This is a genomic window from uncultured Senegalimassilia sp., assembly GCF_902464545.1.
GTDB lineage: Bacteria > Actinomycetota > Coriobacteriia > Coriobacteriales > Eggerthellaceae > Senegalimassilia.
Map to the genome: position 1 here is coordinate 86,746 of NZ_CABQJR010000001.1, position 15,558 is coordinate 102,303.

12 protein-coding genes are annotated in these 15,558 nt (G+C 65.2%); 8 read left to right on the forward strand and 4 right to left on the reverse strand.

What is annotated here, in order from left to right; genetic code table 11:
* Window positions 1-38: 38 nt before the first annotated feature.
* From RDW26_RS00270 to ilvA, 4 genes are all read right to left on the reverse strand, one after another.
* The gene (locus tag RDW26_RS00270; RefSeq protein WP_042432742.1) at window positions 39-458 is read right to left on the reverse strand and encodes a flavodoxin; all 420 of its coding nucleotides are present in this window, start codon (window positions 456-458) and stop codon (window positions 39-41) included.
* Window positions 459-632: 174 nt separating this feature from the next.
* Entirely contained in the window at window positions 633-1,340 is a 708-nt protein-coding gene (locus RDW26_RS00275; RefSeq protein ID WP_298627708.1) for a DUF3793 family protein, read from the reverse strand.
* Between the two features lie 275 nt (window positions 1,341-1,615).
* Window positions 1,616-2,530: an AEC family transporter gene (locus RDW26_RS00280; protein ID WP_288578112.1), complete on the reverse strand. Its 915-nt coding sequence runs from the start codon at window positions 2,528-2,530 to the stop codon at window positions 1,616-1,618.
* A 192-nt stretch (window positions 2,531-2,722) separates the two neighbouring features.
* Window positions 2,723-3,934, reverse strand: a complete 1,212-nt coding sequence (gene ilvA, locus RDW26_RS00285; RefSeq protein WP_118349872.1) for a threonine ammonia-lyase — start codon at window positions 3,932-3,934, stop codon at window positions 2,723-2,725.
* Between the two features lie 286 nt (window positions 3,935-4,220).
* Between ilvA and RDW26_RS00290 the strand changes: the two genes are divergently transcribed.
* From RDW26_RS00290 to RDW26_RS00325, 8 genes are all read left to right on the forward strand, one after another.
* The gene (locus tag RDW26_RS00290) at window positions 4,221-4,595 is read left to right on the forward strand and encodes a RidA family protein (RefSeq protein WP_042432748.1); all 375 of its coding nucleotides are present in this window, start codon (window positions 4,221-4,223) and stop codon (window positions 4,593-4,595) included.
* 419 nt (window positions 4,596-5,014) lie between these two features.
* On the forward strand, window positions 5,015-6,853 hold the full coding sequence (gene glmS, locus RDW26_RS00295) for a glutamine--fructose-6-phosphate transaminase (isomerizing) (protein WP_307981976.1): 1,839 nt from the start codon (window positions 5,015-5,017) through the stop codon (window positions 6,851-6,853).
* A 73-nt stretch (window positions 6,854-6,926) separates the two neighbouring features.
* Window positions 6,927-7,571, forward strand: a complete 645-nt coding sequence (gene acpS / locus RDW26_RS00300) for a holo-ACP synthase (protein WP_307981978.1) — start codon at window positions 6,927-6,929, stop codon at window positions 7,569-7,571.
* A 263-nt stretch (window positions 7,572-7,834) separates the two neighbouring features.
* The gene (locus RDW26_RS00305; protein ID WP_307979630.1) at window positions 7,835-8,815 is read left to right on the forward strand and encodes an NAD(P)H-hydrate dehydratase; all 981 of its coding nucleotides are present in this window, start codon (window positions 7,835-7,837) and stop codon (window positions 8,813-8,815) included.
* Window positions 8,816-9,048: 233 nt separating this feature from the next.
* On the forward strand, window positions 9,049-11,367 hold the full coding sequence (locus RDW26_RS00310; protein ID WP_307981980.1) for a SpoIIE family protein phosphatase: 2,319 nt from the start codon (window positions 9,049-9,051) through the stop codon (window positions 11,365-11,367).
* A 30-nt stretch (window positions 11,368-11,397) separates the two neighbouring features.
* Window positions 11,398-11,700, forward strand: a complete 303-nt coding sequence (locus RDW26_RS00315; RefSeq protein WP_307979628.1) for an STAS domain-containing protein — start codon at window positions 11,398-11,400, stop codon at window positions 11,698-11,700.
* 9 nt (window positions 11,701-11,709) lie between these two features.
* Window positions 11,710-13,494, forward strand: coding sequence for a GH3 auxin-responsive promoter family protein (locus RDW26_RS00320; RefSeq protein WP_307979627.1), 1,785 nt, complete (start codon window positions 11,710-11,712; stop codon window positions 13,492-13,494).
* A 6-nt stretch (window positions 13,495-13,500) separates the two neighbouring features.
* A complete protein-coding gene (locus RDW26_RS00325) occupies window positions 13,501-15,357 on the forward strand; it encodes an MATE family efflux transporter (RefSeq protein WP_307981982.1) in 1,857 nt (618 codons plus the stop codon).
* Window positions 15,358-15,558 lie beyond the last annotated feature (201 nt).

Consider the following 15,558-nt stretch of genomic DNA (forward strand, 5'->3'; position numbering starts at 1 on the left):
TCGTCGGTTTCGCGAACCATAGGGGTTCGTAAGTTGCGCTATGCCAGCAGCGCGCCTAGGCGCATGCACTCGGCGGCGGCGTCATCGTCGGGGTAATCCTTGGCGATGACGCTGTCCACCACGTTCAGGCCGGCCTCGTCGGCGCGCTGCTCCCACAGCTCCATCCATTCGCCATCGTTCCAGTCGTAGGAGCCGAACAGGGCCACCTTCTGGCCGGACAGCGCGGGTTCGACCTCGTCGTACATGGGCAAGAACTCGGTGTCCTCAAGCTCCTCGTCGCCCATGGCCGGGCAGCCGAAGGCGAACGCGTCGAAGTCACCGATGCGGTCAGCGCTGAAATCGTTGCATTGCACCAGGTCGGCGGTACCGCCCGCCGCGCGCACGCCCTGCGCCACCAGATCTGCCATGGCCTCGGTGTTGCCCGTGCCGCTCCAATACACCACTGCTACTTTGCTCATCTGCATATCCTTTCGTTTGCAAGGGAAGCGTCGGTCTTGTGCCGAACGGTCGAGGCGCTTCGGGCGAGCGCATCGACCGTTCGGCGCGAATGCGGCAAGGGTGCGTTCCGCCGCCGGCGTTCCATGCTTGCGGCGTTTGCGCGCTTGCGAGCCTTTCGCGCCTACGGACGCAGGTTACACCGCTGCCGCGAACGCCTCCTGAGCGGGGAAGTTCTCGTCGATGGAGGCAAGGCAGTCGATGGGCACGCCCTCGTCGAACAGGTCCTCGTAGGCCGCGGTGCAGGTTTTGTAACAGCAGAAGCACGCCTGCGCATCGCGGGCGCGGCTGTACACCTTCCAGCAGCCGCTGCACAGGCTGTTCTCGCCCTTGTTCTCGATGAAGCCCACCACGTCGTCGTAGGGGTAGCCCAAGAAGAACCCGATCTCGTGCGGGAACGCACAGCTGCCGGAAAGCGTGGCGGCCAGGTCGGTTCCGCAGATGCGGCGGTGCAGCTTGGCGATGCAGGCGGAAAGGTCGGAGGGGTCGTAGCCCTCGTCTTGCAGATAGCGGAATACCTCGGGCTGCGTAAGGTATGCCCTCAGCATGGTTGGACGGTACACGTACAACAATAGGCCGGTCTTTCGCCGTGCCAATATCTCGATACGCACTCCGCACGGTTCGAGTTTTTTGCGGCAGATGCCCAGATCATGGGCAAACTTGGTTGAGTCGAGGGCACTGAGCGCGGCGCTTCCGTCAAGGTTTTCGCCGGCGTCGGCGCCTTCGCGGTATACGAACATGTTCGCCGGCTTCAGGCCGGCAAGCGCAGGGGAGCAGTGGTGCACCAGCTTGCGCTCAAGATCGGCGGTGCGGCTCGGCCTCGCACCTGATGCGCCTATGATCATAGCGGCTCCTTCCCATTCATGTAATCCGTGGCTAACATAGTAAGCATAAGTAAACCGCAGTCAACATGTTTGGGGAATCTTCGCAAAAGATTTTTCGCCGAAGGCGCGTGCGGCTGGAAAGCGGTGGCGCCAGCGGGCACGGCAGGGAAGCGGCGCTGGTCCGCAAGGCGCCGACGTGCGGACCGGTGCCTTGCGGACCAGCTCGCCGGCAGCGGGCCTGCGAGCCGTCAACGTCGAGGCGCCGGCTCCTTGCCGTCGCCGCGCGGGCCGAAGCGCTATACCAGCGTCAGCGCGATAAGGGTGGCGGCGATCACGCCAAGGATGATGGTGAGGGCGTTCGCGAAGCCGGCTAGGCCGCCGTCGCCGCCCGACATCTGGGTATACATAGGCGCAAGCGCGCTTGCCGGGCTCCACACCAGCAGCGTGAGCAGGGCGCGCATAACGTCGTCGACCGGAAGCGCCAGCCAAACGATGCAGGTCAGCACCACGCTGAACGCTGCGCGCAAACCTACCAGGCGGGCCACCTTCGCCATGCGTTCGCGCGAGACCGAGAAGCTCATCATGAGCCCCAGCATGAACATCGCCAGAAACGAGTTGGCATTGGCGATGGGCTCGGTGAAGGCCACCAGCTCGGAGGGCAGGCGCACTCCCGCCACCGACAGCACGATGATCAGCAGGTACGTGTCGAAGGGCAGGCTGGAGAACAGGCGCTTGGCGACGAATCGCACCGGATGCTCGATGCGCTTGCCCCCGGCGATCAGGCCGGTGAGCGCATAGGAGCCGCCGGCCATCATGAACGCGTTGCCGGCGTCGTAGAGGCAGGTGGCCACGGCCATAGTGGGCGAGAAGATGGCCTGTACGAACGGCAACGCGAAGCATCCCAGGTTAAATCCACAGGCGTTGAGCAGGTAAAACGCGCGTTCGCTGCGCTTGGCGCGCGGGGTGATGGCGAAGGTGACCAGGTATGCGCCGAAGGCAAAGGCGAAGCCGAGGGGCACGAGCAGCAGCATCTCCGGCGAGAAGTCGGCAGCGCCGAACGCGTGCAGCACCGCGCAAGGCAGCGTGAACGTGAACACGATCTTCGACACGAACTCGCCGGGCATGTTGCCGAGCTTGCCGGTGTGGCCCATCCAGTAGCCTGCGATGATGATGCAGACGAAGGCGAATACTTTGATGAGTGCGGTTTCCATGCTGTCCTTTCTTCCTAGGCCCCTTTGAGAAGCCCGTCGGCGTTTTCCCTGTGTAAAACGGGAAAACGCGCAAACCCCCAACCAATCGAATCCCGAAAGAAACCGGTCAGGGGCCTGCGCGTTGTGCGACTTGCGTATGCGGTTGTAGGGCAAGGGGCTTATGCGACGCTTCGTTCCCTCGTCGGGTTTGCCTTACAGATGCGCGTTGATGAGCTTCGGGCGGAAGCCTTCGCCTTCGAGCGCCTTGACGATCTGCTGCTTGTGGTCGGTGCCGAACGCCTCGATGGTGACGCGCAGCTCCACGGCGGCTTGGCGGTTCGTGGTGACGAACTGGTTGTGGTCCAGGCGGATGACGTTGCCCTTGTTGTCGGCGATGACCTGCGCCACGCGCACCAGCTCGCCGGGGCGGTCGGGCAGAAGCACCGACACGGTGAAGATGCGGTCGCGCTGGATCAGGCCGTGCTGCACCACCGAGGACATGGTGATGACGTCCATGTTGCCGCCGGAGAGGATGGAGACGACCTTCTTGCCTTGGAAGTCCAGGTGGCGAAGGGCGGCCACGGTGAGCAGGCCGGAGTTCTCCACGACCATCTTGTGGTTCTCGACCATATCCAGGAACGACGCGATCAGCTCGTCGTCATCGACGGTGATGATGCCGTCGAGGTTCTCTTGGATGTAGGGGAAGATCTTGTCGCCGGGCTCGAGCACCGCGGTGCCGTCGGCGATGGTGTTGGCGCGCGGCAGCTTCACCACGTGGCCCGCCTCAAGGGAGGCCTTCATGCATGCGGCGCCGGAGGGCTCCACGCCGATGACCTTGATGTGGGGGTTGAGCAGCTTGGCCAGCGTGGAGACGCCCGTGGCAAGCCCGCCGCCGCCGATGGGCACCAGGATGTAATCGACCAGCGGCAGCTCCTGCACGATCTCCATGGCGATGGTACCCTGGCCCGTGGCGACGCCCAGGTCGTTGAAGGGGTGGATGAACGTGTAGCTGTTCTCCTCGGCAAGCTTGAGCGCGTGTTCGTAGGCCTCGTCGTAGACGTTGCCGGCCAGCACCACGTCGGCGCCCAGGGCCTTGGTGCGCTCGACCTTGATGAGCGGGGTGGTGGTGGGCATGACGATGGTGGCCTTGACGCCGTAATGCTGCGCGGCGTAGGCGACGCCCTGCGCGTGGTTGCCGGCGGAAGCGGTGATCAGACCGTGCGCACGTTCCTCGTCGGTCAGCGTGCTGATCTTATAGTAGGCGCCGCGCACCTTGTAGGCACCGGTGCGCTGCATGTTCTCGGGCTTGAAGAACACGCGGTTGCGGGAAATCTCGCTGAAGTAGGGGCTTTCAATAAGCTTCGTCTCCTGTGTAACTTCCTTGACTTTGGCTGCGGCTTCTTCGAATGCGTCCAGCGTCAGCATAGTTTCACCCCTTTTGTTTTCGGTTCGCGGCGGTTTAGTGTCGGTGAACATCATAGCCGTGCGAGCGCTACAATGGGGAGGTTCCATATCAGCGCGACAAAATTCGACGCTTTGCCTAGGTTTAAGGCTTGGGAAGGGTGCGAAAATGCTGTCCGGTTTCCGGACGGTTGGCGCTACGTCCCCGTGCGGCCCATGTGGCAGTTCGGGGCGAAGCGTGCAAAGCGCTGCCGTTCCGCGCGCATAAGCGCGCATGTTGGGGCGCAAAGCCCCGGAAAGGACGACCATCATGAAGGTCATCGCCACCCCGAACGCCCCCGCGGCCATCGGCCCCTACGTGCAGGGCCGCGTGTGCGGCAACCTGCTGTTCGCCAGCGGCCAGATCGCGCTGTCCCCGGAGACCGGCGAGCTTGTCGGCACCACCATCGAGGAGCAGACGGCGCAGGTCATGAAGAACGTGGCCGCCATCTTGGCCGAGGCGGGCACCGACTTCGACCACGTGCTGAAGGCCACGTGCTTCCTGGATGACATCGACGACTTCGCCGCATTCAACGCCGAGTACGCCAAGTCCTTCGGCGACGCCCGTCCGGCCCGTTCGGCCGTGGGCGTGGCCAAACTCCCCAAGGGCGCCCTGGTGGAAGTAGAGGTAATCGCAGAAGTGTAACGGTTTCGCCGTTCTGCCGAACGGCGAATTTACTCGACACTGCGGGCCGCTGCGGCACCCCGCCTTCGCACGAGCCTGAAGGCTTGCGTACCAAAGTACGCGGCGCCTTCACGCTCCCGCGAATTCGGGGCACCGCAGCGGCCCTCGTTGACTTTGCCGCCACCTGCGAGTGAAGTGAAGCTGGCGCTTCCGGGGAGGGTTGACGCTACGTCGTTGCTCATGTGCTTACTTGCTGCGAACGGCGCTGTGCGCAGGGCGAGCGGCTGGCGCGTTAGAGATTGTCTGCAGCCTTGGTGCGCGCGTCGGACGCTGCCCTACCATGTACGCGATGAAAAGCCCGACCAGGCAGCTCGGCTTTGAGCGTTCGCTCCCGCCGTGCGATGCTTTCGGGCCGCAACCTACCTGTGAGGAGCAATCGCATGTGCGGAATCGTCGGTTTCACGGGCACGCGCCCGGCGCAGGGCATCCTGATCGAGGGCCTGTCGCGCCTTGAGTATCGCGGCTACGACAGCGCCGGAGTGGCCATCTACCAGGACGGCAAGCTTGAGGTGGTGCACCGCAAGGGCAAGGTTTCCAGCTTGGCGCACACGCTGGGGCACTTCAACTTCGAAGGCGCATGCGGCATCGGTCACACGCGCTGGGCAACCCACGGCCGCCCGAGCGAGGCAAATGCCCATCCGCACACCAGCTGCGACGGCCGCATCGCCGTGGTGCACAACGGCATCATCGAGAACTTCGCCGACCTGCGCGAGGAGCTGCAAGCCGCGGGGCATTCCTTCACCAGCGACACCGACACCGAGGTGGTGCCGCATCTGATCGAGCAGGCGTTGCGCGACGGCGCGCCCGACCTGCTGTCCGCAGTTCGTGCCGCGTGCGAGCGTTTGGTGGGCGCCTATGCGCTGGCCGTCGTGTCTGCCGACGAGCCGGGCACCATCGTGGCCACGCGCAAGGACTCCCCGCTGGTGGTGGGCCAGGGCGCCGAGGGCGCCTACGTCGCCAGCGACATCATCGCCATGATCGACGCCACGCGCGACGTGGTGGTCATGAACGACGGCGAGCTGGCCAAGCTCACGCCCGAGGGCGTGACGTACTACACCGCCGCCGGCCAGGTCATCGAAGATCCCCGGGTCACGCACGTTGACTGGAACCTCGACGTGGCCGAGAAGGGCGGATACCCCGACTTCATGCTCAAGGAGATCCACGAGCAGCCGCGCGTCATCCGCGACACGCTGGCGGGCCGTCTGGTGGGCGGCGCCCTTTCCATCGATGAGCTGGACCTTTCCGTGGAGGAGCTCAACCTCATCGACCGTGTTTACATCATCGCGTGCGGCACCAGCTACCATGCCGGCCTTATCGCGAAGAACCTCATCGAGGGCTGGGCGCGCATCCCCTGCGAGTGCGAGGTCGCAAGCGAGTTCCGCTATCGCAACCCCATCATCACGCCCACCACGCTCGTGGTGGCGGTTTCCCAGTCCGGTGAAACGGCCGACACGCTGGCGGCCATCCGCGACGCCCGCGTGAAGGGCGCGCGCGTGTTCGGCATCACCAACGTGGTGGGCAGCCCCGTGGCGCGCGAGTCCGACGGCGTCATCTACACGAAGGCTAACAAGGAGATTGCCGTGGCCTCCACGAAGTCGTTCCTGGGCCAGGTGGTCTCGCTCACGTTGCTTGCCATGCTGTTGGCGCAGGTCAAGGGCAAGTTGAAGATGAGTCAGATCCGCCTGCTGTTCCGCGAGCTCGCCGACACCGCCGAGCAGGTCGAACGTATCCTGGCCGAGTGCGGCCCGGCGGTCGAGGAGGCGGCGCAGGCGTGCAAGGAAGCCCGCAGCGCGCTGTTCGTGGGTCGCGGCATGGGCGCGGCGGTCAGCCGCGAGGGCGCCCTCAAGCTCAAGGAGATCAGCTACCTGCACGCTGAGTCCTATCCGGCCGGCGAGATGAAGCACGGCCCCATTGCGCTGATCGATGAGGGCTTCCCCGTCATCGCCGTGGCGACGAAAAGCCCCGTCTACGACAAGCTGGTGTCCAATCTGCAGGAGAGCAAGGCGCGCGGCGCCATGGTGGTGGCCATCGCCACCGAGGGCGATGAGGAGATCCGCAAGCATGCCGATCACGTCATCTACATCCCGAAGGTGCGCGACGCGTTCTCGGCCATCACGGCCAGCGTGCCGTTGCAGCTGCTCGCGCGCGCCATCGCCGTGGCCCGCGGCTGCGATGTCGATCAGCCGCGCAATCTGGCGAAAAGCGTGACGGTGGAGTAGGTTCGCGTACAATAAGGGCAACGTTGGTGCGGGCGCCGTTCGGGCGCCCGCTTGCTTTACAGGGAGGTCGCTTGTGGTCGAGGACGCGAAAGTAGCGGGCGAAAACCGAAACGACGACGCATCGTCGCAGGTGGAAGCTGCGTTCGGCGCCGTCGAGGGGGCGGTGGGCCTTGGCGTGGACATCGTGGAGATCGAGCGTATGCGCAAGATCCTCAAGCGGTCGCCCGCATTCGCGCGCAAGGTGTTCAGCGCCGAGGAATGCCGCTATTGCGACGCCACCGCGCAGCCGGCCGTCCATTACGCCACGCGCTTCGCGGCGAAGGAAGCGGTGCTCAAGGCGTTGGGCACGGGCTTCTCCCAGGGCATCGGCGTGCGCGATGTGGAAGTGCGTCGAACGTCGAAGGGCCGACCATACGCCGTGCTCACCGGCCGTGCCAAGCAGGTGGCGCAGGCGCTCGGCGTGCGCGAGTTGCCTCTTTCGCTGTCGTACACGCACACCGATGCGGTGGCGTGCGCCATGGCCATCACCGAGGGGTCGGTGCGCGCGCAGCAGGAGCGGCGCGACCCCATGGAGGAGCTTGCGCGCCAGTTCAAGGAGGCGCGCACCATGCTCGACGACCTGGATGCGGCAGCGCCCGCGCCTGCGCAGCCCCAGGTGCCCGACGCGCATTCGGCCATGGGCATGGTCCGCGATGCGCAAGGGGAGAACGGCAGGTAACGTTGGGCGCGGGTTTCGGGGGCTGCGCGCTGGTTTGGCCTCCGCCGGCTCTTGCGTGTCCGTGGCGGCGTCCTGCTTGCGAGCCCGCAGCCCGTTTGCGCACGCGTTCGTTTGCCGGGCGATGGCAGGCTGCGGTTCGCGCGTCCAGGCTTGCGGGCCGTTTGGCGCCCAAGGCACCCGGCTGATACGATTCGCCGCCATTGTTTACCCGCCGCTTACATTCCTGCGCTACACTTTTTCGGAAAACGAAGCGGGGAGGCAGTATGCAGCGCACGAAGAAATACACGTTGGAGCAGGTGGCGGCCTTGTTGCCCTGGCCCGACGAGGCGGCTAACAAGTACTCCCGCGGCAAGCTCGTGCTGGTTGCGGGATGTGCTGACTACCCGGGCGCGGCATGCCTGGCGGCGACGGCGGCCCAGCGCATGGGCGCCGGTTACGCCGAGGTTGCCTGCGATGCAAGCTGCGTCGCCCAGGTTCGCGCGGCAAGCCCGTCTTTGGTGGTGCGCCCGTGGGACGAGCTGGCCGATTACGCCCGCCTCGACCCCGATGAGCGCGGCCTGAAGGAGCCGCCTGTCGTGCGCACCGCCCCGGCGGCCCGCTTGGCGGCCGCGCGCCCGATGCATGCGGCTCCCCGGCCGCGCGTGCTCGGCCCGCTGGCTCCGCATCACCCCTTGGCGTTTCTGGTCGGCAGCGGCATGGATGCCGGCGACCCGCTTTCGACGCAGCTTGCCTGCACGGTTCTTGCCGATGCGCACGCGCCGGTGCTCGTGGACGGCGGCGGGCTGGGTGCGCTCGCAACGCCCGAGGGCCGCTTGCTGCTGCGCCGCCGTTTCGTGGAGGGGCTTGCCACGGTCATCACGCCCCACGCCGGCGAGGCGGCTCGCCTTGCCGAGCCGCTGAAGCTTCCCACCGAAGATCCTGCGCGCCTGGCGCAGCTGCTCTCGCTCGCCTACGGCGTGACCGCCATGGTCAAAGGGCCCGTTACCTATATATCCAATGGCGAATCGGTGTTCCGCATGACCGACGGCACCCCGGCGCTTGCCAAGGCGGGAACGGGCGACGTGCTCGCCGGCATGACCGCGTCGCTGCTGGCGCAGGGCCTCTCGCCGGTGGACGCCTGCGCACTGGCATCCACGCTGCATGCTCGCTCGGCGCAGGCGGCGGCTAAACGCTTGACCAGCATCTGCGTGACCGCCGAGGACGTGGTCGCCGCCATCCCCGAGGCCATCGAGTCGCTGTCCTAGCGGGCGACGCCGCGCCGGCGGCCCGGTTCCTGCCGCCGAGCCCTGGTCGTCGTCGCGGTTTGGCGCCCGTCGCGACGTCGCGCTCGCGGCCCGGTTCTCGTCACCCCTCCCCTCGGCGGTTTCGCGACGGCTTGCCGATTCAGGCGTACGCGTGTGGGGGGAGTTCGGTATAGTGGACGCGTGGGGTGCGCAACGCATCGTCGATGTCGAGTATTTGGACGAAGGGGAACGGCATGGAGCCGGTAAAGTTGCAAGATGGCGCAACGCCTGCGAACGACTCCCGGGATCTTTCCGTGGGCGAAGGGGCTGCGGCCCCGCGCCGTTCGCGGAAACGCCGCCTTGGCATGTTCGCCGCCTGCTTCGTCGCGTACCTGGCGGTCCTTGAAGGCTTTCTGGCGGTCCCGCAGTTCAATGACATCGTGCAGATTCGTCCGGCGTCGGCGTTGGGGCCGGTGCTCGGGCTGTTCTTCGGCTTGCCGGGCATTTTCGGATGCGCGACGGCAAACCTGGTCTCGGATATCCTGCACGAAGGCGCCACGCCGTTCATGCTGGCGGGCTACTTCATGATACAAATCATGTACAACGGCCTGCCGCGCTGGGTGTGGTACCTTGTGAACGCGAAAAGCCCGCGCCCGTACCCGCGATTCGACTCGGCGTCGAAGACGGCGCTGTACATGGGGCTTGTCCTGGTGGACAGCGCGTGCGTGAACCTGGCCGTCTATCTGTTCGTCGGCGCGCCGCCCGAGTCGGGCCCGTCGTTCGCCGCGCGCGGCTTGAATAACGTGTGGATGCTGCTCTACATCGGCCTGCCCTTGCTTTACGCGCTCGAGCGCAGCCCGCTTATGCCCAACCCGCCGCGTTGGATCCACGTCCCGTACCGCAACATCAAGAAGGCGAACCTCACGCAGCGCTTCGTCATCTGGTTCGTTATCGCGTCGGCGTTGCTGATGCTTCTCGTTTCGGTCTTGGTCATCGCCTTCGCCTCCGGCGACGAGGAGGGCTTCCAGACCGTTGTGCACACCATGTTCCACGAGGCCGCCATCCTCATAGTGCCCATCTTCCTGCCCATGTTCGCGTTCCTGCACATCCTGGAGCGCCGCTTTACGCGCCCCATCGAAGTGCTCGCCCTCGACCAGCAGACCTTCATCGAGCGCATGGAATCCGACGTCGAGCAGGGCAGGCACGACATGCGCATCGCGGTCGATGAGCGCGGCACGAAGCCCCGCTACGAGATCGCCGAGCTGTACGAGTCCACCAACAAGATGCGCCGTGACATGGTCGGCTTCATCGAGCGCCTGTACAACGTCACGGCCGAGCGCCAGCGCACGGCCACCGAGCTTGACGTGGCCAGGCAGATCCAGATGAGCGCCGTGCCGCACGACTTTGATTCGCTCACGGAACGCTTCGCGCTCGATATCGCCGGCTTCATGCGCCCGGCACGTGAGGTGGGCGGCGACTTCTACGACGTGTTCGAGGTGGGCGAGCGCGGCGTGGCCTTCGTCATCGGCGACGTGTCGGGCAAGGGCGTTCCCGCGGCGTTGTTCATGATGCGCGCGCAAAGCCTGCTGCGCCAGTACCTGCTGGAAACCGACGATCTCGGCACGGCGTTCACCCTGGCCAACCGTCAGCTGTGCGAGCGCAACGACGCCATGCTGTTCGTCACCGCGTTCGCGTGCGTGGTGGACACGGCAACCGGCGAGGTGCGCTTCGCCAACGCCGGCCACAACCCGCCGGTGCTCAAGCAAAACGGCAAGCTCGGCTATCTTGCGTGTCGCCCGGGGCTGGTGCTCGGCGCCATGGACGTGGTGAAGTATCGCGAAGGCAGCTTTATGTGCAGCCCGGGCGATGGCCTGCTTTTGTACACCGACGGCGTGTCGGAAGCGGCAAACGCGGCTGAAGAGCTGTACGGCGAGGAGCGCCTGCTGGAAACGCTGGCGCGAATCGATGCGTCGGGTGGGGAAGGCGCCCACGTGGTCTCGGACGTGCAAGCGTCGGACGTTGCGGCGGCTGCGAGCGCAGCGGCTGCATCTTCGGCCCAAACCGCTGTAAACTCCCTGGCGGCAAGCGTGGACGCCTTCGCAGGCGAAGCGCCGCAGGCTGACGACATCACCATGCTCGCCTTCCGCTGGAACCTTCCCGTGCAACGCCTTACGCTGCCGGCCGACGATGCCGAGCTTGATAGCCTGTTCGCCTTCCTGGAGCCTCTCTGCGAGGGCGAGGGCCGCACGCCGAAGATGATGGCGCAGATGATGCTCGTCTGCGAGGAGGTCTTCGTCAACATCTGCCACTACGGGTTCCCCGACGGCCAGCCGCGCCTGCCGGTGGACATCGAGGCCGCCGTCGACGAGCGCGCGGGCTGCTTGCACCTCGTGTTCAGCGACCAGGGCATTGCCTACGACCCGCTTTCGCACAACGCGAAGAAGGTCGACCCCACCGATGAGCAGCGCAAAGGCGGGCTGGGCATCCTGCTCATGCGCAAGTACATGGACGACTTGCGCTACACTCGCGCCGACGGGCGCAACATCTTGCGTATGACGAAGCGATTCGTTTAAATACGGGAAGCGTTCGAGAAAGGACCGCATATGGAGATCAAGGCAACGAAAAACGGCGACGCGCTCGAGGTGGCCCTGTCTGGGCGCTTGGACACGAACACGTCCCCGGATTTGGAGAGCTATCTGCGCGAGAACCTGGAGGGCGTCGCCAGCCTGGCCATCGACCTGGCCGACACCCAGTACGTTTCGAGCGCCGGTCTGCGCGTGTTCTTGTTCGCGCACAAGGAGCTGTCGAAGGTGGGAAGCGGGCTGGTGCTGCGCCATCCCAACGAGTACATCGCCGACGTGCTCGACGCCACGGGCTTCACGGAAATCCTGACCGTCGAACAGTAGGGGGCGGCTATGGCGAATGACGAGAAGATCTCGGAACTGACCGGCAACGACGCGCATCACGAGCAGCCCGCATCGGCGAGCGCGCCCGCGCAGATGCCCGATGTGGCAACCCTGCGCGCCATGATGCACGAACGCCAATACGCGGCGGGAAAGGCGCTCGAACAGCAGCTTGAGGCCGACGTGCTGCATGCACGCGAGGTGCAGGAAGAACTGCTCTTCGAGATGATAGAGGCGAACAAGGACACGCCGTTCGGCCGCGATCACGGCTTTGCCGACATCAAGACGGTCGAGGACTTCAAGCGCACCGTTCCCTTCACCAACTACGACGATTACGCCGGCTATATCTACGAGGTGATGGAGCACGGCACGCGCGGTGTGGTGACCACCGAGGAAATCGTGCACTTCAATGAAACCTCGGGCACCATGGGCAATCCCAAGGGCATCCCTTACACCAAGCGCATGGCGGAGATTCTCATGGGCTATTCGGGTGCGTACACGTATTACCGCAGCTACGTGGGCGCGGGCGAAGGCTTGGCCGGTGGTCGTATGCTCACGCTTATCGAAAGCCACTACAGCACGCTGAAAAGCGGCATCTCGTTCGGGTCGCTGTCGTGCAAGGCCATCGCCGACGCCCGTCCGTATCTTGCGGCGACCACTACCAGCCCCGACGAGGCCGTGTTCACCAAACCCGGCACCGACACGCGCTATCTACATGCGCGCTTTGCCATCGAAGAGCGCGACATCCGCGACATATCGTCGGTGTTCATCACCGGCGTGCTCGACCTTATGCGCTACATCGAGGACAACTGGGAGCTGCTCGTGCGCGACATCGAGCAGGGAACCATCGACGCGTCCATCCAGATGCCGGCCGACGTGCGTGCCGGTTTGGAAGCGCGCATCGAGCCCAACCCCGAGCGCGCTGCCGAGTTGCGCGCCATCTTCGAGCGCGGCTTTGACGAGCCCATCACGCCGGCCATGTGGCCGAACCTGCTGGTCGTTCGCAGCGTTGCCGGCGGCGGTTTCGCGCCCTACACGCAGCGTCTGCGCCGCTTCATCGGCAACGACGTGCACATCCTTTATACCGGCTACAGCGCTTCGGAAGGCGCGTTCTCCGTGCCGTTTGAGCTGGATAACCCTTCGAGCGTGCTGCTGCCGCGCAGCGTGTACTTCGAGTTCGTGCCCGTCGACGACCCCGACTACGACCACACGCTCGGCGTTGAGGACCTGCAAGAAGGCCACGACTACGAGGTCATCATCACGAGCCGTTCGGGCTTCTACCGCTACAAGATGCGCGATGCCATCCGCTGCGTAGGCCATAAGGGAACCATGCCCACGATGGAGTTCCTGTTCCGCCTCGACCAGACGGTGAACATGCACGGCGAGAAGACCACGGAGCTTGTGCTGCGCAAGGTGGCCGACAAGGTGGCCGCGCGCGCAGGGCTCGACCTCGTGGATTTCAGCGTGTACCCCAACGTCGACCATCATCCGGCGCGCTATGAGTACCTGTTCGAGTTTTACCATGCCGACCATGCGGCCATCGACTTGGCCGAATTGTCGCGCATCACCGACGAGGAGCTGCGCGCGGGCAACTACGACGTGGACTACATGACCGAGGACGGCACGTTCGCCCCGGCGACCGCGCGCGTGCTGCAGGACGAGACCAACCAGCTGTGGCGCGATATGCGCGTCATGCACGGCAAGGCCCCGAACCAGATCAAGCCGGTGCACATCGTGGACACCGAGCAGAAGCGGCGCTTCTTCTTCGCGCTCATCGACGGGGAAATCGAAGGGTAGGGAGTCATGGGGGCGCAAACCGAGAACAGCGAGCTGATCAAGCGGACGTTCGGCAAGTATCTGGCCATGTCCATTCTCATCACCCTGTCGGCAACGCTCGGCATGATGATCGACAACGTGATCGCCGGCAACTTGCTGGGGTCGGGCGCGGTGGCGGCCATCGGCATGTCGCTTTCCGTGTTCATGCTGTTCTCGGGGTGCGCCGGCATCCTTGAAACGGGCGCGGTGGCCCTGTGCGCCCGGGCGCTGGGCAACCGCGACGCCGATCGGGTGAACGTGCTGTTCAGCGTGTCGCTTGCCGCGGCGCTTGCGGTGGGCGCGGCGCTGTCGGCGGGCGGCGTGGCCGGCGCCGACGCGTTGGCGACCATGCTCGGTGCCGCATCGGGCGAGCTGCACGCCGACACCGCGTCGTATTTGAGCGGCATCTGCTCTGGCGCGTTCGCCATCGTGCTGCTGCAGCTGCTCATGGGGTTCACGCGCTTGGACAACGCGCCTCAGCTGGGTATCGTGGCCATCGTCGGCATGAGCGTGTGCGACGTGATATTCAATCTGGTGGCGGTTTGCGTGCTTGACCTGGGACTTCGCGGTATGGGCCTGGCCACGGCGCTGGCGTATTGCGTGGCCGTGGGCATCTGCTGCACGCATTTTCTCGGCAAGGGCAACACGCTGCATCTGGTGAACCCCGTGCCGCATGCGGGGCAGCTTGCCGGCGTGCTGAAGACGGGCCTGCCCGATTCGCTTACCCGCGCCACCGTCGTGGTACGCACGTTCACGTTCAACTGGCTGCTGCTGACGGTGGCGAGCGCCGGCGCGGTCGCGGCCCTGTCCATGCTGTCGTCGGTGAACTCGTTCGCCTCGTCGGTAACGATTGGCGTAGGGCAGACGGCCACCCTTTTGTGCGGCATCTTCTTCGGCGAAGAGGACCGCGGCGCGCTGAAGGCGACGCTGCGAACGGGCATGCGCATGGGGCTGGCGCTGTCGTGCGCTTTGTGCGCGGCGGTGTTCGCGTTCGCACCTCAGGTCGTGGGGCTGTTCGGCCTTGAGGGCGATGCCGAGGCGTTCGGCGTGGTTGCCGTGCGAGCGTTCATCCTGTGCGTGCCCATCGACCTGATCAACCAGCTGTTCGTGAACTACTACCAGGGCACGGGCAACGTGCGCGCCGCAAGCGCCATCGCCGTGGGGCAGTCGGGCCTGTTCGCCGTGCTGTTCGCGTTGGGGACGGTATGGTTCTGGGGCGCGACGGCGGTATGGATGTCGTTTCTGGTGGGCGAGGCCGTTACGCTGGCGTTGCAGCTGGTCGTGGCCAGCGTGCTGTGGAAGCGCAGGGCGGCGAAGGGGGCTGCGCCCGCGATCGCCGGTGATCGCGACGGCATCGCGGCGGGCGGCGCCGTCGTCGACAAGGCGACCTTGCTCGACAAGATGATGTACCTGCCCGAAACCTTCCAGGCAGACTGGCGGGCGTCCGCCTCGTTTGCCTGCGCACCGACGTCCGAGGCGGTCGTGGCGTGCTCGCAACAGGTGGCGGCGTGGTGCGAAAGCCACGGCGTGGACGGGCGGCGCAGCTACCTCGTGCCGCTGGCGGTGGAGGAAATGGCCGCCAACGCCGTTGAGCACGGGTTCACGAACACGAAGCATCCGGCCATCGACGTGAAGCTCATCTTGAAGCGCGACGGCACGCTGGTGCTGCGCGTGCGCGACAACGGCGCGGCGTTCAATCCGATGGACCTGGACCTTTCCGCTGCCGATCCCTGCTCGGCGGTGGGCATCCGGATGCTTCGCCAAGGCGTGCGAGAGGTGGAGTACCAGAACACGGTGGGGCTCAACAACGTGGTGGTGACGCTGCCGGCGCCTTCGGGAGCGTGATCTGACCTTTCGCAAGCCTTATCGTGCGTGGCGCGCTTCCGATGCGTGCGAGGTTCCGTATTCGACATGCGAGCCCATCTTTGCCGGCGTCCCATCGTGGGGTGCCGGCATTTTCTTTCGGCATTCACGTTTCGGAATGTTTCGAAAACGAAATAATTCACGGAAATGGATTATTGCCAATTGACTAGCATACGAAGGTGA